Source organism: Aeromonas sp. QDB20, assembly GCF_027707805.1.
Classification (GTDB): Bacteria; Pseudomonadota; Gammaproteobacteria; order Enterobacterales; family Aeromonadaceae; genus Aeromonas; species Aeromonas dhakensis.
Window position 1 is genome coordinate 1 of sequence record NZ_JAPCJC010000036.1, and the last position, 20,556, is coordinate 20,556.

13 protein-coding genes, 3 tRNA genes, 1 pseudogene and 1 riboswitch are annotated in these 20,556 nt (G+C 61.5%); of the genes and pseudogenes, 11 read left to right on the top strand and 6 right to left on the bottom strand.

Annotation, left to right across the window (positions count from 1 at the left end; translation table 11 throughout):
- Window positions 1–432 precede the first annotated feature (432 nt).
- The 7 genes and pseudogenes from PG897_RS21900 to PG897_RS21930 all read left to right on the top strand — a co-directional run bounded on the left by PG897_RS21900 (window position 433) and on the right by PG897_RS21930 (window position 8,144).
- Complete coding sequence (locus PG897_RS21900) at window positions 433–2,988, top strand: TonB-dependent receptor (RefSeq protein ID WP_201881337.1); 2,556 nt, start codon at window positions 433–435, stop codon at window positions 2,986–2,988.
- Window positions 2,989–3,098: 110 nt separating this feature from the next.
- The gene (locus PG897_RS21905) at window positions 3,099–3,863 is read left to right on the top strand and encodes a DUF3450 domain-containing protein (RefSeq protein ID WP_005297842.1); all 765 of its coding nucleotides are present in this window, start codon (window positions 3,099–3,101) and stop codon (window positions 3,861–3,863) included.
- On the top strand, window positions 3,860–5,233 hold the full coding sequence (locus PG897_RS21910) for a MotA/TolQ/ExbB proton channel family protein (protein WP_017784161.1): 1,374 nt from the start codon (window positions 3,860–3,862) through the stop codon (window positions 5,231–5,233). Before PG897_RS21905 ends, PG897_RS21910 begins: the two co-directional genes overlap by 4 nt.
- A gap of 10 nt (window positions 5,234–5,243) precedes the next feature.
- A complete protein-coding gene (locus PG897_RS21915; protein ID WP_005297834.1) occupies window positions 5,244–5,771 on the top strand; it encodes a MotA/TolQ/ExbB proton channel family protein in 528 nt (175 codons plus the stop codon).
- Between the two features lie 67 nt (window positions 5,772–5,838).
- Window positions 5,839–6,245, top strand: a pseudogene (locus PG897_RS21920) (ExbD/TolR family protein).
- Window positions 6,246–6,261: 16 nt separating this feature from the next.
- On the top strand, window positions 6,262–6,897 hold the full coding sequence (locus tag PG897_RS21925; RefSeq protein WP_005297832.1) for an energy transducer TonB: 636 nt from the start codon (window positions 6,262–6,264) through the stop codon (window positions 6,895–6,897).
- Window positions 6,898–6,908: 11 nt separating this feature from the next.
- Window positions 6,909–8,144, top strand: a complete 1,236-nt coding sequence (locus PG897_RS21930; protein ID WP_010633016.1) for a tetratricopeptide repeat protein — start codon at window positions 6,909–6,911, stop codon at window positions 8,142–8,144.
- A 413-nt stretch (window positions 8,145–8,557) separates the two neighbouring features.
- Here PG897_RS21930 and PG897_RS21935 read toward each other — a convergent pair whose 3' ends face one another.
- A complete protein-coding gene (locus PG897_RS21935) occupies window positions 8,558–11,593 on the bottom strand; it encodes a glycosyl hydrolase family 18 protein (protein WP_370689006.1) in 3,036 nt (1,011 codons plus the stop codon).
- A 115-nt stretch (window positions 11,594–11,708) separates the two neighbouring features.
- A riboswitch (cyclic di-GMP riboswitch) is annotated at window positions 11,709–11,794 on the bottom strand.
- Between the two features lie 296 nt (window positions 11,795–12,090).
- On the opposite strand from PG897_RS21935, the gene PG897_RS21940 reads away from it, so the two are divergent.
- A complete protein-coding gene (locus tag PG897_RS21940) occupies window positions 12,091–14,235 on the top strand; it encodes an ExeM/NucH family extracellular endonuclease (RefSeq protein WP_201881339.1) in 2,145 nt (714 codons plus the stop codon).
- Between the two features lie 134 nt (window positions 14,236–14,369).
- Here PG897_RS21940 and PG897_RS21945 read toward each other — a convergent pair.
- The 5 genes from PG897_RS21945 to gltX form a co-directional block, all read right to left on the bottom strand.
- Window positions 14,370–14,445 (bottom strand) — tRNA-Ala (locus PG897_RS21945).
- Between the two features lie 63 nt (window positions 14,446–14,508).
- Window positions 14,509–14,584: transfer RNA gene (locus PG897_RS21950), tRNA-Ala, on the bottom strand.
- 28 nt (window positions 14,585–14,612) lie between these two features.
- Window positions 14,613–14,688, bottom strand: a tRNA-Ala gene (locus PG897_RS21955).
- Window positions 14,689–14,926: 238 nt separating this feature from the next.
- Window positions 14,927–15,058 (bottom strand): glutamyl-tRNA synthetase, encoded by a 132-nt coding sequence (locus PG897_RS21960; protein WP_226014091.1) that lies wholly within the window; start codon window positions 15,056–15,058, stop codon window positions 14,927–14,929.
- A gap of 15 nt (window positions 15,059–15,073) precedes the next feature.
- The gene (gltX, locus tag PG897_RS21965; RefSeq protein ID WP_201881341.1) at window positions 15,074–16,489 is read right to left on the bottom strand and encodes a glutamate--tRNA ligase; all 1,416 of its coding nucleotides are present in this window, start codon (window positions 16,487–16,489) and stop codon (window positions 15,074–15,076) included.
- A gap of 261 nt (window positions 16,490–16,750) precedes the next feature.
- On the opposite strand from gltX, the gene PG897_RS21970 reads away from it, so the two are divergent.
- The 3 genes from PG897_RS21970 to PG897_RS21980 all read left to right on the top strand — a co-directional run bounded on the left by PG897_RS21970 (window position 16,751) and on the right by PG897_RS21980 (window position 20,102).
- Window positions 16,751–18,853 (top strand): methyl-accepting chemotaxis protein, encoded by a 2,103-nt coding sequence (locus PG897_RS21970; protein WP_026141314.1) that lies wholly within the window; start codon window positions 16,751–16,753, stop codon window positions 18,851–18,853.
- Window positions 18,854–18,951: 98 nt separating this feature from the next.
- A complete protein-coding gene (locus PG897_RS21975) occupies window positions 18,952–19,620 on the top strand; it encodes a LysM-like peptidoglycan-binding domain-containing protein (protein ID WP_043170351.1) in 669 nt (222 codons plus the stop codon).
- A 272-nt stretch (window positions 19,621–19,892) separates the two neighbouring features.
- Window positions 19,893–20,102 carry a cold-shock protein gene (locus PG897_RS21980; protein ID WP_005297820.1) on the top strand — a complete coding sequence of 70 codons (210 nt, stop codon included), beginning with the start codon at window positions 19,893–19,895 and terminating at the stop codon, window positions 20,100–20,102.
- The last annotated feature ends 454 nt before the right edge of the window (window positions 20,103–20,556 follow it).

The window sequence follows — 20,556 nt, forward strand, 5'->3', positions numbered from 1 at the left end:
CGTGGCTGCAACCCTACTAGCTCAAAATTTATTCACACATGGTTACGCTTTGGGGAAATTATGAGGGGATCTCTCAGCGCCCAGCCTGAACCTCAGCCGAACACACTACCAAAACAGACAATAATGCTAAAAACACCTAACTCAACAATATAAAACCCAGAAAGACACCACCCTTATCGATAAGTTCAAAATTAATCGATAAACTGGAATCAATTTACTTTAACAAAACCTTTACATAGGAAAACGTTACCAAATCAGAATAAATCTCTGCCAAATGCGAACAAATAAAACATAGTCATCTTATTACCCGCCACGCCCCCATCCGTACCGCCTCAATTGACGTCAACCGCCAAACCTTGATAAGCCTTACGCATCGCCCCAACGAGGGCGGTATGGAAGCAAACAAAAAAACAACCAGGAAGGATATAAGCGATGCTTAGGAAAAGCAGACTCTCTGCTGCCGTTGCGTTTGCCTTGGCGAGCGCGGCAGTAGCGGCCACCCCTGTCTTGGCCGAAGAAGGCCAAAACGTCGAAAAACTCCAGAAGATCAAGGTTACCGGCTCGCGCATCTCCCGTGTCGACGTGGAAGGCGCCACCCCGGTCGTCTCCGTCAGCAAGGCCAAGATCGAACAATCCGGTCAGCAGACCGTAGCCGACTACCTGAAGCAGGCTTCCTACAACTCCTTCGGTAGTATCTCCCCCTCCTCCGGCAGCTCAGCCCAATCCCAGGCCACCGTCAGCCTGCGCGGGCTTGGCTCAGAGCGCACCCTGGTGCTGCTCAACGGCAAGCGGGTCGCCGGTTCTCCTTCCATGGGTGGCAGCGCCATCAACCTCAACTCCATCCCCATGGCGGCGGTGGAGCGGGTAGAAGTGAACCTGGACGGCGGCTCGGCTCTGTACGGTTCCGATGCCATCGGCGGTGTCATCAACGTCATCCTGAAACAGGACTATGAAGGGCTGGAATTCCAGGGCCGTATCGGCTCTCCCACCGAAGAGGGTGGTGACGAGAAGAGCGGCTCCATCGTCAGCGGCATCACCGGGGAGAAGGGCGCCCTGATGATGGTGTACGAACACGACGTCAAGGACGAGATCTACTACAAGGATCGCGACTACCTGGCGTTGCAGGGCTCTTCTGCTCCCAGCCTGTATGGCCGCAACATCAAGGGCATCGATGCCGCCACCGGCAAGACGGTCACCCGTACCCTGGACGGCATCGACTGCGCCAATACCGGTCCCGGCTTCGTGCCGGTCGGTACCGCCTGCCGCTTCGACTTTGCCCAGGTCGCCGCCAAGACCGCTTCCCGTACCCGGGACACCGTTTATGTCAACGGCCGCTATCACATCAATGACAACGTCGACTTCGTACCCCAGCTGATCGGCTCGCGGGTCACCAGCTTCGGCCGCTTCGCCCCGGCCGCCGGTCCCTTCAGCATCGATGGCACCACCCCGGGCGGCGCCCAGCTGCTGGCCGACAACGGCTTCATTGGCGACAAGGCTACCGTCTACTATCGCTTCAGCAACGTCGGCCCCCGTGACAACGACGTCACCGACCTGACCGGCAGCATGAACCTGGGCTTCGAAGGCACACTGCCGACCGAGGCGGTGGGCGATGTGGAGTGGAATGCGGGCTACATGTACTCCAAGACCGACAACAAGAACCGCGGGACCGGCTATGTGCTGAATCCGGCGGTCCAGCAGGAGGTCGACAGCGGCAACTTCAAGAACGGCGAGTTCTCCAGTGCCGCCACCAACAGCCTCTCCTACGACACCAGCCGCACCTCCAAGATGGACTTCTTCCAGTGGTACGGTGGCCTGGGCTGGAGCATGGGCGAACTGCCGGCCGGCCCCATCGGCTGGTACCTGGGGGCCGAGTACAACGACTGGGTCTACTCCGACACCTATGACAGCCAGTCTGCGGCCGGCAACGTCATCGGCTCTTCCGGCAACTCGGGCGGTGGAGTGCGCGACGTCTTCGCTGCCTATATCGAGAGCCTGATCCCCATCACCGAGCAGATCGAGCTGAACCTGGCCGGTCGTTTCGACAAGTACAGCGACTTTGGCAGCGCCTTCTCGCCCAAGGCGAGCCTGCGCTATCAGCCGCTGGACAACCTGTTGCTGCGCACCTCCTGGTCGCAGTCCTTCCGCGCTCCGGGTCTGGATGACCTGTACGCGGCCGATGCCGACTCCGCCGACTTCGCCAAGGACTATGTCTCCTGCCAGAAGAACGGTGTGGCCAACTGCCCGGAAGAGCAGTACACCACGGTTCGCCAATCCAACAAGAACCTGAAGGAAGAGACGGCTGACACCTTCGGCATCGGTGCCGCCTACAGCCCGATCGACGACCTCAACCTCTCGCTGGACTACTACTACATCAAGATTGATGACGTGATCCAGCTGGCCACCACCCAGACCCAGTTCTATCAGGAGCTGAACACCGGCAGCAACCCGAACGTCATCCGCGATGCCAACGGCGATGTGGAGCAGGTTTACGCCGGCATGGTCAACCTGGGCCAGCTCAAGACCAGCGGTCTGGACTTCAAGGCTGACTACAAGTACGACTTCAACGTCGCGACCGTGCGCTACGACTTCGGCAGCACCTACATTCTGAAATATGAAGAGGGTCTGTTCGCCGGTGGTCCCATGGTCGACAAGAAGGGCTGGAACGCCAAGCCAGAACTGCGCTTCAACTCCGGTGTCGGGGTCAATGTGCCGCAGTGGTGGAACATGGATACCTACCTGAGTGCCAGCTATATCGACTCCCAGAGCCAGGACTATGTTGACGGTCGGACCGAGGGCCATATCGCCTCCCAGACCACCTGGAATCTGAACGTCGGTGTTGACACCCCCTGGAACGGCAAGCTGCAAGCCGGTGTGAAGAACATGTTCAACGTAGGCCCCTCGCTCTCCAGCGACGGCTTCACCTACGACGAAGATCTCTACGGCATCGACGGACGCATCGTCTACCTCGACTACACCCAGAAGTTCTAATCAACTGCCGTTGATATACCAACCTAAGCCGGCCCGGTCGGGCCGGCTTTGCCCAACGTCCAAGGAAGTTACGGAGATAGGGTAATCCTATGAAAACAAGGACAATTACAATGAAGAAAGCGCTCCTCGGCAGCCTGGTTTCTGCTGCCTTGCTGACCAGCTTCAATCTGAGTGCCGCCTCTGCCAGCCAGGCAGTGGACGCTCAAGCCGCCACCGACAATGCATCCAAAGTTTCCCAGCAGAAGATCGACAACTACGCCGACTCTGCCGAATCCGCCCTCGCCCAGTACAAGGCCGCTCTGCGCCAGGTCGACAGCCTGCGCACCTACAACGAGCAGGTGGGCAAGATGGTCGAATCCCAGAGCAGCGAGCTGGCCTCCATGCAGCGCCAGATCGCCCAGATCGATCAGACCAGCACCGAAGTGGTGCCCTTGATGCTCAAGATGATCGACTCCCTCGATCAGTTCGTCTCGCTGGATCTGCCGTTCCAGAAGGTTGAGCGGGAGGACCGCGTGGCGGCCCTGACCGATCTGATGAACCGGGCCGATGTCACCATCTCCGAGAAGTACCGCAAGATCCTGGAGGCCTATCAGATCGAGGAGGGCTTCAGCCGCACCATCGAGTCCTACAAGGCCAGCCTGGACAAGGATGGCAGCGAGAAGACTTACGAGTTCCTGCGCGTCGGCCGCATTGCCCTGCTCTACCAGTCCCCTGACGGCCAGGAAACCGGCATGTGGAACAAGCAGACCCGCCAGTGGGAAGAGTTGCCCCAGGAGTATCGCAGTGCAGTGGAACAGGGCCTTCGCATCGCCAAGAAGCAGGCGCCTCCCGCCCTCATCAAGCTGCCGGTTCAAACTGCGGAGAAAGCATCATGAAAGGAATCAAACTTGCCATCGCCTCGCTGATCGCGGGCGCTACCCTGGTCACCCTGCCGGTGACCGCCGCCGAGAAACCGGTGGATCTGAACGCCCTGCTCAATCAGGTCAAGGCTGCCAGCACCACTGAATCCCAGCTCAACAAGGAGCGGGAAGCCCGCTTCCTGGCCGACAAGAACGAGCAGACCGCCCTGCTGGCCAAGGCCAAGGCCGACCTGGCTGCCGAGACCGCCAGAGGCGAGCAGCTCAAGGCCACTTTTGATGCCAATGACAAGCAGTTGACCGAGCTGACCGAGACCCTGCGCCAGCGTTCCGGCAACATGGGCGAGATGTTCGGCGTACTGCGCCAGTTCGCCGGCGAGTTCAAGGGGATCTTCAACGCCTCCGCCCGTCGGGTCGAGCATCCGGAGCAGACCGCCCTGCTGACCCGCCTGGCCGAGAGCAAGGAGCTCCCCTCCAGCGATGACCTGACCGCCTTCTGGACCACCACCCTCAGCCGCATGGTCGACGGTGGCAAGGTGAGCCAGATCCCGGCCACCGTGGTCTATGGCGAAGGCAACCAGGCCGAGAAGACCGTCACCCAGATCGGCGAGTTCAACACCGTCTCCGAAGGCAAGTACCTGACCTTCGTGCCGGAGACCGGCAAGTTCGAACAGCTCTCCCGTCAGCCTGAAAACAATGTGCTGGAACCGGTCGCCAAGTTTGAACAGGGCGGTGGCAGCGTCGAACCCATTTTCATCGACCCGTCCCGCGGCGTGATTCTCTCCCTGCTGGTGCAGTCGCCAACCCTCAAAGAGCGCATCGATCAGGGCGGCTCCGTGGGTTACGTGATCCTGGCACTGGGGGTCATCGGCACCCTGCTGGCGCTGTTCTGCGGTGCCCGCCTCTCCCTCATCGGCGGATCCATGCGCAAGCAGCTCAAATCCGATCAGATCATCAAGGGCAACCCCATCGGCGAGATGCTGGGCGCCTACCAGGCGCACCGTGGCGACAACATCGAGGATCTGGAGTCCAAGCTCGACGAGATCATCCTGCGCAACGTGCCCAAGTTCGAGAAGGGCATCAGCATCATCAAGCTGATCGCCTCGGTGGCACCGCTGCTGGGTCTGCTGGGTACCGTGGTCGGCATGATCGCCACCTTCCAGGCCATCACCCTGTTCGGTACCGGCGATCCCAAGCTGATGGCGGGTGGTATCTCCGAAGCCCTGGTCACCACCATGCAGGGTCTGGTGGTCGCGGTGCCCATGCTGTTCCTCTACACCATCGTTCAGACCCAGAGCCGCCGTCTGATCCAGGTGCTGGAAGAGCAGAGCGCCGGCTTCGTCGCCCGTTATCAGGAACGTCTGCACGCCTCCAAAGCCGCAGCGTAAGGAGTCACCCATGTGGTTCTGGTTGATTGAAGAAGTCGAGTCGGTCCGCCGGTTTCTGGGATTGGGGGGCGACGTGCTGGTCGCCCTGTTCTTCCTGACCCTGATGATGTGGGCCCTGCTGCTGGAGCGCTGGTTCTACTTCATGGCGGTCTACCCGCAACAGGTGAAGCAGACCAAGGCCGCCTGGCTGGCCCGCAGCGATCACCTCTCCTGGTCCGCCAGGCAGATCCGCCGCGAGCTGGTCTCCCGGGTGGCTATGGCGGTGGACAAGGGGATGCCGGTCATCAAGGTGCTGATCGCCCTCTGCCCGCTGATGGGACTGCTCGGGACCGTGGTCGGCATGGTGCAGGTGTTCGACACCCTGGCCATCACCGGCACCGGCTCACCGCGGGCAATGGCCTCAGGGATCTCCAAGGCGACGGTACCGACCATGGCGGGCATGATTGCCGCCCTTTCCGGTCTGTTTTTTGTCAGCCGGCTCGATCACAAGGCCAAGCTGGCCGTGCAGAAGCTGGAAGACAACCTGAAACACGGCTGATGCAGGATGCACTCCCCCGCCGGGCCCGGTTCTGGCGGGGGCACAGAACAAGCAAGGAGTTTTTGCCATGAGAAAACGTCACAGCGACAGCAGTGCTGATGAGGCGGCCATCGATTTGACCCCCATGCTGGACATAGTGTTCATCATGCTGATCTTCTTCATCGTCACCACCTCGTTCGTCAAGGAGTCCGGCGTGGAGATCAACCGCCCGAGCGCCAGCACGGCCGAAACGGTGAAGAAGGGGAACATCATGGTCGCGGTCCGCGAGAACGGCCAGGTCTGGGTCGACAAGCGCATCGTCGAAGGGGTGCCGTGCGTGCCAACATCGAACGGCTGCGGGCCGAAAACCCGGAGAGCGCCGTGGTGATCCAGGCCGACAGCGAATCCCGTTCCGGTCTGGTGGTCCAGGTCATGGATCAGATCCGCATGGCCGGTGTCCAGAACATCTCCATCGCCGCCGACAAGAGCAGCTGATGCCGGAGCGAATGCCATGAGATACCTGATATCGTTAGCGGTCTCCTGCGTGGTGGTGTTCTTCCTGTTCCTGGGAATGAACAAGCTCATCACGCCGGATCACCGGGAGCTGACGGAGAAGGAGGACGTCACCATGACCGACTTCATTCGCCTCAAGCCTCAGGAGACCCTGCAAGAGAGACAACGTGAGCTGCCCAAACCGCCGCCCCCGAAACGCCCGCCCCCCCCTCCCGAGATGGAAGTGGCGAGCACGGATCGGCCGCAGATGGAGAGCTCGCCGATGGACATGCCCAAACTCGACATCCCGGTCAACATCGGCGGCGGCAACGCCCTCGGTGCCTACAGTACCGGCGGCGGTGGTGGCGGCATGGGTGGCAACAACGGCGCCATTCCGCTGGCGACCTTCGAGCCCATGATGCCCCGCAAGGCGGCGCTGGCCGGCCTCGCCTCCGGCAAGGTGCTGGTGGAATTCACCGTCACCGAGCGCGGCACCGTCAGCAACGTGCGGATCGTCAAGGAAGAGCCACGCAGCTACGACCTCGGCAAGGCAGCGCGCCAGACCATCGCCAAATGGACGTTCAAACCGGCCATGGTGGATGGCAAGCCGCAGGCCAGTCGCATGCAGCAAGAGATCGAGTTTGCGACCAACTAAGGAAGGTGGCGATGAAAAAGTTACACACCCTGATCCTCGCCCCGGTCGCCATGGCGGTGCTGCTCAGCACCGCCGGTTGGGCCGCCGAGCAGCCCGCCCTCTCTGACCGCGCCTACCGCGCGGTCAACAAGGCGCAGGCACTGATCACCGAGAAGAAATACGGCGAGGCCAATGCCAAGCTGCAGGAGGCGCTGTCCGGCGCCGGCGAGCGGGTCTACGACAAGGGGGTCATTCTGCAGACCCTGGGCTTCGTGGCGGCGCAACAGGAGAAGTACGGTCAGGCGACCAAGTACTTTGCCGATGCCATCGCCACCGGCGGGCTGCCCCAGCCGGTGGCCCAGCAGGTGCGCTACAACCTGGCCCAGCTCTACATGGCGGAGGGGAACTTCAAGGCCTCCATCAGCACCATGAACCAGTGGTTCGCGAACCTCGGCAAGGACGAGAAGCCGACCCCGCACGCCTACATCACGCTGGCCAACGCCCATGTGCAACTCAAGCAGTATCGGGAAGCCATTCCGGCGGTGGACAACGCGATCAAGCTCTCCGCGGGCAAGGCGCCGGAGTCCTGGTACCTGCTGAAGATGGCAGCTCACTACGAGCTGAAGCAGTACAAGCCAGCCACCGAGGTACTGACCGCACTGGTCGACCGCTACCCGGAGAAGAAGAAGTACTGGACCCAGCTGTCGGCCATGCACATGCAGGCGGGCAACGATGCCAAGGCCCTGGCGGCGCTGGAAGGCGCCTACAACCTTGGCATGCTGACCGAAGCCAGCGAGCTGCAGCGCCTCGCCAACTACCTGGCCTTCGCCGGCATTCCCCACCGCGCCGCCCGCGTGATGGAGAAGGCGATGAAGGAAGGGACCATCGAGAGCAACGCGGCCAACTACAAGACGCTGGCCAACTACTGGCACCAGGCCAAGGAGCTGGACCCGGCTATCGACACCCTGGCCAAGTCCTACAAGCTGGCCCCCAGTGCCGATCTGCAGTTGAAGATGGCGCGCATGATGATCCAGAGCAAGCGCTACCAGGATCTGGTGGCCTTCGCCGCCAAGCCTGCCGCCAACGCCAGCGGCGAGCAGCGGGCGGATCTGAAGTTCCTGACCGGGGTCGCCTATTTTGAGCAGCAAAAGCCGAAGGAGGCACTCTCCGCCTTCACCCAGGCTGCCCAGAACGGCAACGTCAGCGGCCGCGCCTCCCCCTGGATCAGCTTCTTGAAAGAGCAGCAGGGCGGCGCCGTCACCCAGTAACCAAGCCGCGTGCCGACCGGGGCCATCCCTCGGCAAGGCACGCAACAACACTCGGCAGGACGGGCTCCCGCCCTGCCGATCAACAACAAGGGGATTACCCCGCAGATTGCCTTGGTGGCAATTGGCCGCTCCCCGGAGCGGTCTTTTTTATGCCCAACCTTTATTACCCCGCCATAAAAAAATCCGGAGCCTGGGCTCCGGATTGGGTCATTGCCTTGCGAGAGAACAGGCTTGGCAGAGTGCCGGCCTGCCTCTCAAACGGTCATCAGTAGCTACACACCAGTTTCCAGCTGCCGTCGCCCGCTCTGAGCTCGCTGCTGGTACAGCAGCCTGGACAACTCAGTAGCTGCATACCAGTTTCCAGCAGCTATCGCCCGCTCTGAGCTCGCTGCTGGTGCGGCAGCTTGGACAACTCAGTAACTGCACACCAGCTTCCAGCTGCCATCGCCCGCCTTGGGCTCGCTGCTGGTCCACCAGTTGGCCTGCCAGACCGCCTTATTGTTGGTCATACGATCACCACCGTTGGCGTGATCCCCCTGCGGCCAGGTCGGATAGGCCTTGTAGGCGGCCGGATTGACGTTCTGGCTGCTGCAGGTGCTACCGCCCGGGTTCTCACCGCCACCACTGCTGCCCAGCACGGCCTCCGGCAGGGTCGGGAACTCGGCCTTGAGACCCGCAGTCTGGGTACCGCTGATGATGCGGATACCGCTCGGCACACCGGCGGCTGGCAGATAGTAGGTCATCGCCACTTCCACGTCGCTGCCCGGCGCCCACGCCTTCCAGGTCGGCAGCGTGAAGGCCGCCTTGTGGAAGTCCTTCTCGTTGGCGATGCCGTCGGAGTTCTGGTTGCCGCCGCTCTCCACCACTTTCAGCCCCATCCCGCTCTGGTCGGTGATGGTGTCGGAGGTGGAGGTGGGCACCAGGAACTCGATGCGGGTACCGCCCGGAATGGTCTGGGTCGAGTTGTTGGTGAGTTTCAGGGTCGGGTTGATCGGGTAGTTGGAATCCCCCTCCTTGAAGCCGGAGAGGCTCACCGCGATGTCGAGCTGGGCAGTTGGCGCCGCCAGATCGTTCTGCCTGGTGTCGTACTTGGTCGCCTTGGCGAACTTGTCGTAGGCGAGCGTGGTCAGGGTATCCCCCATGCCGTACTCGTTCTTGGCCGGATCGAAGGCGTAGTCACCCGCCATCTCCCAGAACATGACCCCACCCAGGCCCCGCTTGATGATGTAGTCGAGCTTGTGGCCCATGGACTCTTCATCTTCGGTGGAGAGGAACACCTTCTTCTCTTCGTTCCACAGCCAAGGCGCCTGCGCCTTGTCATCGTAGTAACGCACGTACTTGCCCTGCATCACGTGAGCCGGGTTGTTGGGATCCAGACCCCAGGCCTGACCGTAGCTCGGCATGGTGGTGATACCCAGGCTGGCGGCGTTCTCCAAGTTCTTGGCATGCCACATGGGCACGGCACCACCGCCGATCTCCTTGCCGTTCTTGTCGAGATCGTGCCAGATGTTGTCGATGCCGACCGCCCCGTTGCCGCACGGAATGGTGCTGCCACCGGTACCCGGCTGACAATCGCTCTGGCTCGGCAGGGCGGCCTTGCCGCCCAGACCGTGGGTGCCACCGCTGACCCCTTGCCAGCCGCGGGTGTAGTAAGGCACGCCCACGTTGATCTTGCCGGCCGCCAGGGCGCCACGGAAATAGTGGGCAGACCAGGCCGCGTTGAGGTAGCCGATGCCGCCAAACTGGCTCTGGGTATAGACGCCCCAGTGGGCAAGTTCGGCATCCGCCTTGTTGTCGAACAGTGCGGCATTGTGACCGACGAAGTTGTTCCAGGCGCCGTGGAAGTCGTAGGTCATCAGGTTGACGTAGTCGAGGTACTGGGTGACCTGGAAGTTCTCCATGCCGCGCAGCAGGTAGGCCGAGGCCGGCGAGGCGATGGTCAGCATGTACCTGCGACCATCCTCGCTGCCGGCGCTGTCGAGCTTGCTGCGCAGGGTCTGCATCAGCACCTTGTAGTTGGCAAACAGCTTGCCGCGGCACTGGTTGGAGAGCGGGAAGTCGTTGGGGTTGCCCGCATCCTTCATGGAGGTGGGATACTCGTAGTCGACGTCGACCCCGTCAAAGCCGTACTGACGGATGAAGCTCACCGCCGAGTTGGCAAAGGCGTTGATGCCGTCGGTGTTGACCGAGCAGTCACCCTTGGTGGTGGCGGTATAGAAGCCGCGGGTATCGGCCCAGCCCCCCACCGAGATCAGGGTCTTCACGTCCGGATACTGCTTCTTGTACTTCGACAGCAGGTTGAAGTGGCCCTGGTAGGCGAACTCCGGATCCATCTCGGCACCCGGCACGCCGTCCCAGGTCATCTTGGTCGCCGAATCGTCCACCTTGATGGTGTGGCTCTGCTCGTCCACCGCCGCGAAGGCGTAGTTGATGTGGGTGATCTTGTCCCAGGGGATGTCGCTCACCAGATAGGAGGGCAAGCCGTTCTTGCCGGTACGCCAGGAGGTGAAGTAGCCGATGACCCGGCGGGCGTGATCATCCCCCATGCACTCGTAACCATCCGGGCGGTAGATCTGGCGAATGTCGCAGGAGAGGTTGCCACCGGTGGGCGGCAGGGCGGCCTCTTCCACCTGCACGTCGACCTGGCTCGACTCGCCGCTCAGGTTCTCCTTGTCGGTCGCCACCAGCTTGAGGCCGGCCAGCCCCTTGCTCTGGGGCGTCCAGTTCACCTGCCAGGGGGCACTGGTGTCCTCCCCGACCTTCTTGCCATCGACGAACAGCTCGACCTTGGCGACGTCGTCGTTGGCATCGGTGACGTTGCCGCTCACCGCCACGCTGCGACCCAGGGTCACCTTGGCGCCGGCGGCGGGGCTCGCGATGCTCACCTTGGGCGCCTCCGGCGCCACCACGGCGGCGACCTTGAAGCTGGAATCCGCTTCGCTCAGCACCTTGCCGTCTTTATCCAGCGCTCGCGCCTTGAGGGCGTGGGCGCCGACACCGGCGGCACGCCAGCTGCCGTTCCAGGGCGAGGCACTCGCCGTGGCGACCAGGGTGCCGTCGATGAGGTACTCGACCTTGACCAGCGCCGTCACCGGGCCGCTCAGGGTCACCGCCAGCGCGACGCTGGCCCCTTCGTTGACACTGGCGCCGGCAGCCGGCGAGCTGACAGCTACGCCGAGCGCCGGGGGCGGCACCTCGCCGCCATAGAGTTTCCAGGCATCGGCCCAGACGACCCCGACACCTGGCTCATAGTGATAGGGCGAGGCCCCGCACCAGCCGGAGTAGGGAAATTCTTTGCACTCATAGAGATTGCCGACGTTGCTGACGATGTCGCCGGCCTTGTAGGCGGTACCGGCCTGATAGGCGGGATAAGCGGCCTGTGCCCAGGCGGGCATGGCAGCCAAAGCCACCAGCATGGCAAGCCTGCTGGGCCTTAGGGTCTGTTGCATATTGTTATCTTCCTTGTTTTGTCTTGGCATTGGTCTCCAAGGCAAAGCACAAGCGCAACCTGCGTGATGGGCGCAGACAACTGGCAATGGACCTGCCACAAACGTCACCCTCACCCTGGGAAGCCCCGCTATCTGGATCGCACGATCTGAAGACCGGAGGCATTGCGTCCCGGCGTCTCGGCCGGTTTGCCCTTTACCTGGGTTCCGTGAGGAACAAGCCGAGTATAGGAATCAACCAGCCGAGTCTCAATCTTCATTCTCGAGGAAAAATATGTGGATGCCAGCGGGATCACATTTTCGCCAATCGGATGAAATAACAAATTTGTCATTAGTTTCATGCTGTTAGCTAAGTCAAAAAAACCGGCATTGCCCTCATTTGTATCCCCGTAATGTGCGTTGGCTCACTGGTACGACATGCCAGAAATGTGACAATGCGCGCCCTTGGCCGATGCGCCAAGGCTATGGAAACACTGGCAAAAAATAAAAAAGGAACAGATATGAAAGGAACACGTACCCTGCTGTCGCTGGCCGTGGGGATTGCGCTCGCCTCCCCGTCCGTCTATGCCGCCGGCTTCAGCTGCCCGGCCGACAGCGACCTCACCCCGATCCCGGTCATTCAGGGCAGCGGTGACAAGAGCCCGCTCATTCCCGCCGACAAGTTCGAAAGCCCCCAGAGCGTCATGGTCAAGGCGGTGGTCTCGGGTCTGGGCGAGAGCCTCAACAAGGGGTTCTACCTGCTGGATGTGCAGGGCGATGGCAACCCCCAGACCTCGGACGGCATCTTCGTCTACCTCAACGACAAAAACTTCGCCAGCAAGTACCCGGACATCAAGCCGGGCGCCGAAGTCTGCCTGGAGGCCAAGGTCGAGGAGTATTATGGCCATACCCAGCTCAAGCCTCTGACTGACAGCGGCACCCCGCGCCTGCAGGTGATCGCCCAGGGCGCAGCCCCGGCCGCCATCCCGCTGCGGGTGCTGGAAAACGAGACCCTGGCACGGGCGCTGGAGCGTCACGAAGGGATGCGGGTACGCCTCGATGCCGACAGCGCGCTCAAAATCAGCCGCAACTTCAGCTATGACTACGCCGCCCGACGCAACAACCTGGTGCTCTCCCACCAGGCGCCGCTGATGAAGCCGACCCAGCTGCACGACGCCGACAGCAAGGCCGCCAAGGCACTGGCCAAGGCCAACGCCGGCAACCGGGTGTTCCTCGAATCGGACTTCAAGGCCGCCGACGGCAAACTGCCCTGGCTGCCGGCCTGGGAGCCAGAGCAGGGTTACCTGCGCATCGGCGATGCCCCGGTCAATCTGGACGCCATGGTGGGCTACAGCTACAACGAGTACCGGCTGATCGTGCCGCAGGATCAGATGATCACCGCCGGCGATCTGCTGCGCACCAGCGACAACGACCGTCAGAGCGCTCCGGCCCGTGCCGACGGCACCGATCTGCGCGTCGGCAGCTTCAACGTACTCAACTACTTCACCAGCCACTCCAGCGTGGGCGGTGCCCTCAATGTGCTGTGCAAGGATCAGGCGGATGCGGACAGCGCCAAGGGCTGCAACCGCGGCGCCAAGAACCTGGAAGATTTCCAGAAGCAGCGCGCCAAGATCGTCAACGCCATCACCGAGATGGATGCTGACCTACTCGGCCTGATGGAGATGGAGAACAACGGCTTTGACAGCCACTCCGCCATCAGCGACCTGGTGCAGGCCCTCAACGCCCAGCAGAAAGAGGCGGGCAAGCAGTACGCCTTCGTCACCCTGCCCAAGGCGCTGCTGCAGGGCGAGCACTACTTCGGTGGCGACGCCATCATGGTGGCCATGATCTACCGGCCGGCCAAGCTGGCACCGCAAGGGGACGCCAACGTCATCACCCTGCCGGTACAGAAATACCTGGATGCCAAAGGGGTCGAGAAACAGGCCTCCCAGCGTGACTCCCTGGTGCAGACCTTCACCGTCGAGGGCAGCAAGGATCCGCTGACCCTGGTGGTCAACCACCTCAAATCCAAGGGCTCAGGCTGCCTGGAGAACCTGAACGGCAAGGAGCCGGCCGATCTGCAGGGCAAGTGCACCGAGTTCCGGGTCAGCGCCGCCAAGGTGCTGGGCGACGCGGTGAGCAAGCTGCCCGGCCAGGTGCTGCTGGTGGGCGACTTCAACTCCTACGCCCGGGAAGATGCGATCCGGGTGCTGACTGACTATGTGCCGACCAACGGCCAGCGCAAGATAGTCTCAGCCTCCCAGACCTTCCTCGGTGACCAGGTCTTTGAGCAGACCGGCAGCGAAGTGGCCAAGAGCTACGGCCTGGTGGATATGAACGTCAAGTTCAACAAGGAGAAGGCCATCTCCTACAGCTACGAAGCCGAGCTCGGCACCCTGGACTATGCCCTCGCCAACCCGGCGCTGGCCGGCAAGGTGATCGCCGTGGCCGACTGGCACATCAACTCGTTCGAAAGCAACCTGTTCGAGTACGGCCGGGACTTCACCGGCGACATGATCAAGTCGGACAACCCGTTCAGCGCCTCCGACCACGACCCCATCATCGTCGACCTCAAGCTGAAAGAGGAGAGCAACGGCGGTGGCGGTGCCATGGGCGCCCTGCTGCTGGCCCTGCTGCCGCTGGCCTGGCGTCGCCGCCACGGCTGATGACCCTTGCCATCACGCCAAAAGCCCGCAGCGATGCGGGCTTTTTTATGGATCGTCGGCACGACCGGTGAACGGAGCGCAAAACAAAAAGGCCACCGCAGTACGGTGGCCTTTTCTACTTTCATTACGAAAAATGGTGGAGCTACGCGGGATCGAACCGCGGACCTCTTGCATGCCATGCAAGCGCTCTCCCAGCTGAGCTATAACCCCACAAAAGTCGGCCTGGGTGATACACACCGCACTGCCCTGGGCACTTCATTTCAATCAGGAACCTGGTGGAGCTACGCGGGATCGAACCGCGGACCTCTTGCATGCCATGCAAGCGCTCTCCCAGCTGAGCTATAACCCCTTGGATTCCAGATTGTTCGAGGAGAATTTGGTGGAGCTACGCGGGATCGAACCGCGGACCTCTTGCATGCCATGCAAGCGCTCTCCCAGCTGAGCTATAACCCCAACTCACCTCGGCGCTACCAAAGTTATCTCCGGCAACGGAGGCGCATGATAGGCACCGGCCGCTTTGCTGTCAACCCAAAAATAACGGCGATTCGCGCGTTTAGTCAAAATTCAAGCAGTTAGCCGATTTAACCGGCAATGGCACAGCTATCTCGCTGTTTTATGTCACAAAACCGGCCTTTGGCCAAAAACAAAGGGCCCCCGTACGGGAGCCCTTTCCGCAAGCACTGGCTGGTGCTTATTCGGCAGCCATGCGCGCTTCGATATACGCCAGGGCGCGGTCGATGCGGACCAGTACCCGCTCCTTGCCCACCAGCGCCATCACGGCATCGATGGCGGGGGAGAGATTACCCCAGACCGGTGACGGCAATGTGCGACGGCAAGCTTACTCGGCAGCCATGCGTGCTTCGATGTACGCCAGGGCGCGATCGATACGAGCAAGAACCCGCTCCTTGCCCACCAGCGCCATCACGGCGTCGATGGCCGGGGACTGACCCAGACCGGTCACTGCCACGCGCAGCGGCATGCCGACCTTGCCCATGCCCTGACCCAGCTCGGCAGCAGTGGCTTCAATCAGCTCGTGCAGCGCTTCGGTGGTCCAGGTTTCCAGGGCAGCCAGCTTGGCCTTGGCCAGGATCAGCGGCTCGGCGGCAACGCCGCGCAGGTGCTTCTTGGCAGCCGCTTCGTCGATGGCCTCGTACTCTTCAAACAGGTAACGGCTCTGGGCGGCCATCTCGACCAGGGTGTTGCAGCGCTCGGCCAGCAGGGTGACCACGTCGGCCAGGGCTGGGCCCTTGCTGGTGTCGATCTGCTGGTTGGCCATGTGCCAGGCCAGATGCTTGGCAACATAGGCCGGCTCCAGGCTGCGCATGTAGTGGTTGTTCAGCCACAGCAGCTTGTCGGTGTTAAAAGCTGAGGCAGACTTGGAGATGGCATCCAGGCTGAACAGCTTGATCATCTCCTCCAGGCTGAAGATCTCCTGATCGCCGTGGGACCAGCCCAGACGCACCAGATAGTTCAGCAGCGCTTCCGGCAGGTAGCCGTCGTCGCGGTACTGCATCACGGAGACAGCACCGTGGCGCTTGGAGAGCTTGGCGCCGTCGTCACCCAGGATCATGGAGACGTGGGCAAACTCCGGCACCGGCGCGTTCAGCGCCTTGTAGATGTTGATCTGGCGCGGGGTGTTGTTGATGTGGTCTTCGCCACGCACCACGTGGGTGATCTCCATATCCCAGTCATCGACCACCACGCAGAAGTTGTAGGTCGGCGCGCCGTCGGTACGGCGAATGATCAGGTCGTCCAGCTCGGTGTTGGCGAACTCGATGCGGCCACGGACGTGGTCATCGAACACCACGGAGCCTTCGGTGGGGTTGCGGAAGCGGATGACGTGCGGCGCATCGGCCGGATGGTCGTGGGCGTGGTCGCGGCACTTGCCGTCATAGCGGGGCTTCTCGCCATTGGCCATCTGGCCTTCGCGCAGCGCTTCCAGCCGCTCCTTGGAGCAGTAGCACTTGTAGGCGCGGCCGTCAGCCAGCATCTCGTCGATCAGGCCGTTGTAGCGATCGAAGCGCTTGGTCTGGTAGTAGGGGCCCTCATCCCAGTTCAGCTCCAGCCATTCCATGCCCTCAATGATGGCGTCGATGGCCTCCTGAGTGGAACGTTCCAGGTCGGTATCCTCGATACGCAGCACGAACTCACCGCCCTGGTTCTTTGCAAACAACCAGGAATAGAGTGCGGTACGGGCACCGCCGACATGCAAAAAGCCGGTCGGGCTGGGAGCAAAACGGGTTTTGACTTTCATCTTTAAGCCTTGTGTAGAGGGCCTTGGGCCAATTCGTTAAAAAAACCGTCGCATTTTAGCACCGACAGTGACGGATGGGAAAACCATGGCGCTGCCACGAGCCAAAGTAGGGGGAACAAAGCACCGGTCCGCCCCCTTGCCACCTGATGTTTGAAGGGGATCGCAAAACAAAATCCCCGTTTCCTATTTGCTATGCAAAGTGTTGGAGAGCTGCCTCCTCCGGCCGATATTCAAATAACGCTCACCAACAAGGAAGAGACGATGCAGTTCCGTTCTATCCAGAATCGCATTCTGGTGATGGCCGGGATCGCCATGACCGCCGCCCTGGTCATCCTGATCCTGCTCAACCAGTACTCGGGTCAACAGACCCAGAAGCTGACCATCAGCTCCAGCCGCGCCGCCCTGCAGCAGGAGGCCTGGCAGAAGGTCAGCGCCAACGCCCGTGCCGAGGCCGCCACCATCACCCAGCTGCTGCAAAAGGGGCTCTCCTATACCCAGCAGATGGCCAGCGCCCTCGCCCTGCAGCAGGAGGGCAAGCTGCCGCTGGATCGCCAGCAGGCCACCGACCTGCTCAAGGCCCAGCTCGCCCTCGAACCCCAGCTCTACGGCGCCTTCGCCGGCTTCGAGCCCAACGGCTTCGACGGCCAGGACGCCAGCTTTGCCGGCCAGACGGCGCTGGGCAGTGACAGCAAGGGGCGCTTCGTCCCCTACTTCTATCGTGACAAGGACCAGATCGGCACCGATTTGCTGCTCTCCATCGAGAAGAGCGATCCGGATGAGTTCGGCAATCCGGCCAACGACTACTACGCCTGCCCGAAACGGGAGGGACGTTCCTGCCTCATCGACCCCTTCAAGGTGGACATCAACGGCCAGCAGGTGCTGGTGAGCACCATCACCACCCCCATCATGGTGGGCGGCCAGTTCAAAGGGATAGCCGCCCTCGATCTGGCGGTGGACTCCATCAGTCGTCAGGCCCAGTCCCTCAACAGCAACATCTATGACGGCAAGGGCGAGACCCTGATCGTCAGCGCCGCCGGCGTCATCACCGGCACCAGCGGGGATGCCAGCCTGCTCGGCAGTCGCGCCGACAAACTGCTCGGCAACGGCTGGCAGCAGTACCTCAAACCCGAGGTACAGCGCGAGGAGCTCGACGATGCGTTTCGCATCTCGGTGCCCATCGCGGTGCCGGGCATGAGCCGCAACTGGGCCATCATAGTCACCCTGCCCTACAAGGTGGTGCTGGCCGGTGCCGATCAGCTGGAAGCCCAGCTGGGTGACATGAACCGGGCCGCCATGACCCAGCAACTGGTGGGTGCCGTCGTGGTGCTGGTGCTGGCGCTGGCCACCATGCTGGTCATTGCCCGCAGCATCACAGGCCCCATCCGCCAAATGGTGAGCCTGGTGGATGACATCGCCGATGGCGAGGGAGATCTCACCAAGCGGCTCAATACCCAGTCCCAGGATGAATTGGGGGATTTGGCCAAGGGCATCAACCGCTTCATCGACAAGCTGCAGGTGCTGCTGGGGGATGTGCTCAAGACCGCCAGCGAGGTCAACCGTCACGCCGGCGACACCGACCGCATCGCCGGCCAAACCGACAACAACCTGCAGCACCACCAGGCGGAGATGGAACAGATGCTGACTGCGGTGCAGGAGATGTCCTACGTCAGCCAGGAGGTGGCGACCCACGCCAACAACACCGCCGACTCAGCCAAACAGGCTCAGGGCGCGGCGGATCAGGGCAAGGTGCGCTTCCAGCAGGTGATCCAGTCGATGCACAAGGTTGCCGCCGAAGCCGGCAAGGGCGCCGAGGTGGTGGAAGGGCTGGCTCACGACAGCGAGCAGATCACCAGCATCCTCACCGTCATTCAGGGGATCGCCGATCAGACCAACCTGCTGGCGCTCAACGCCGCCATCGAGGCGGCCCGAGCCGGCGAGCAGGGCCGCGGCTTTGCGGTGGTGGCCGACGAGGTGCGCAAGCTGGCGGGCAACACCCAGCAGGCGGTGCAGAATACCCAGGAGCTGATCGAGAAGATCCGCCACAGCTCGGCCAACGCGGTCAACGCCATCAACCAGAGCCAGCAGCTGACCCATCAGGCGGTGGGGGAAGCAGACCTGGCGGAAGAGGCGCTCGGCAGCATCTATCAGGCCATCTCCACCATCAACGACATGACCTACCAGATCGCCTCCGCCGCCGAGGAGCAGAGCTCGGTCTCCGAGACCGTCTCCGGCAATCTGTCAAAAACCAACGCACTGGCCAACGACATCGCCCAGGATGCCACCGAGACAGCCAAAGCCAGCCAGGCATTGCGTCAGGCGGCCGAGCGTTTACAGCAATTGTTGGGACAATTTCGTCTCAGCTGATAATTTTCACGGTCAGGACTCTCCCCCTCGGGGGCGAGTCCGTTTACCATAGGCACGAATTTGCCTGATGGCAGGCAATGTAGTGAGAGGTAAATGCCGTGCCCACCCCGGACCGTCGCCCCCGTGGCCACAACAGACGAGCCCAGCAGCGTCGCCAAGACGAATCACAAGGATCCCTGCTCCATCGTATCAATGCCGCTACCCTGCCCCTGCGCCAACGCATCGGCCAGGGCATGAGCGGACTTGGCCAGCGCGGCCAGGAACCCAGGACTGGCAAGTTCAAACTGGCCAGCCCGCTGCCCCGCAAGCACACCATAGGGCTGCTGATCCTGATCCCGCTCTGGCTGCTGGTACTGGCCTGGGAACCCGCCCCGACCGAACCCAAGGCGGCGCCGTCCGGTTCGCTGACGGTACCCATCGCCGTACCGGCCCAGGCCCTCACCGTGGGCAACGGCGCCAGCGGCAATACCCCCGCCGCGGCCAAACCGGTGGAAGAGAAGGTCAATGGCACCTGGCTGCAACACGATGTGCAGGCCGGTGAAACCCTCTACTCCATCTTCCGCAAGTTCGAGCTGCCGGGCGCCGAGCTGAGCCGCCTCATTGCCATTGAAGGGCCTGATCGCCCGCTGACCCGCCTGCAGTCTGGTCGCGCCATCTTCATCCTGGTGGACGACACCCGCCGCATCCAGCGGGTCGAGATCCGCTCCTACGGTCAGGCCATCTATCGCTACGACCGACAGGGCGAAGGATTCGCCCTCAAGGAGTGATGAAACGGGAGGCCTGGCGCCTCCCGTTTTTTTGACCGGTTCCCGTGAAACAAGCTACTGACTTCACAATATTTTTAGCTTGCTCAAAAAATGAAAAGTGCCAAATTGACAAGGGATCGTGCTCACGTACAATCGTTTGTGCTTTAGACAGGGATTGTGCTACATGCTACTGGGACAAATTGACGTGGTCAGTCATGCTTCAACCCCTGCTTTCTAGGCAAATGCTGCCCAACCAGGCTTAGTTTCATTTTGTTATAGATAGGACTTACCACATGTCTGACATTCGCACCGGCCAAGTAAAATGGTTCAATGAGACCAAGGGTTTTGGCTTTATCGAGCAATCCCAGGGACCGGACGTTTTCGTTCACTTCTCCTCCATCCAGAGCGCCGGTTTCAAGACCCTGGCTGAAGGTCAAAAAGTACAGTTCACTGTGACCCAGGGCAAAAAAGGTCCTCAGGCTGAGAACGTTACCGTTATCTAAGCCAGCGCCAGTGAGCCGGTAGGAGGAGCCATCGCCCCTCCTATTTTTTTGCCTGCCATTTCCCCTTCCCCACCACGATCATCAACCTGCCCGCAGCAGCAACAGCCCTTCCCGCCCTTGTGTACGACACGAGTACAGCAAACATGGCTCTGATCTGGCTGAACGCCGGATACGACAAATCATCGCAGCGCGATGTAATGGGCAATTCAAATGGATGGTGAGGACTTCTAAGAGAGATTGGAGCGGGAAACGAGACTCGAACTCGCGACCCCAGCCTTGGCAAGCGCGGATCATGCTCTACCAACTGAATGTGGCAGTGATTGTATTGAGCAACTGGATTCGTGAACTTGGGGGAGAGAGATTGAATTTGAAGGGAGATTGGAGCGGGAAACGAGACTCGAACTCGCGACCCCGACCTTGGCAAGGTCGTGCTCTACCAACTGAGCTATTCCCG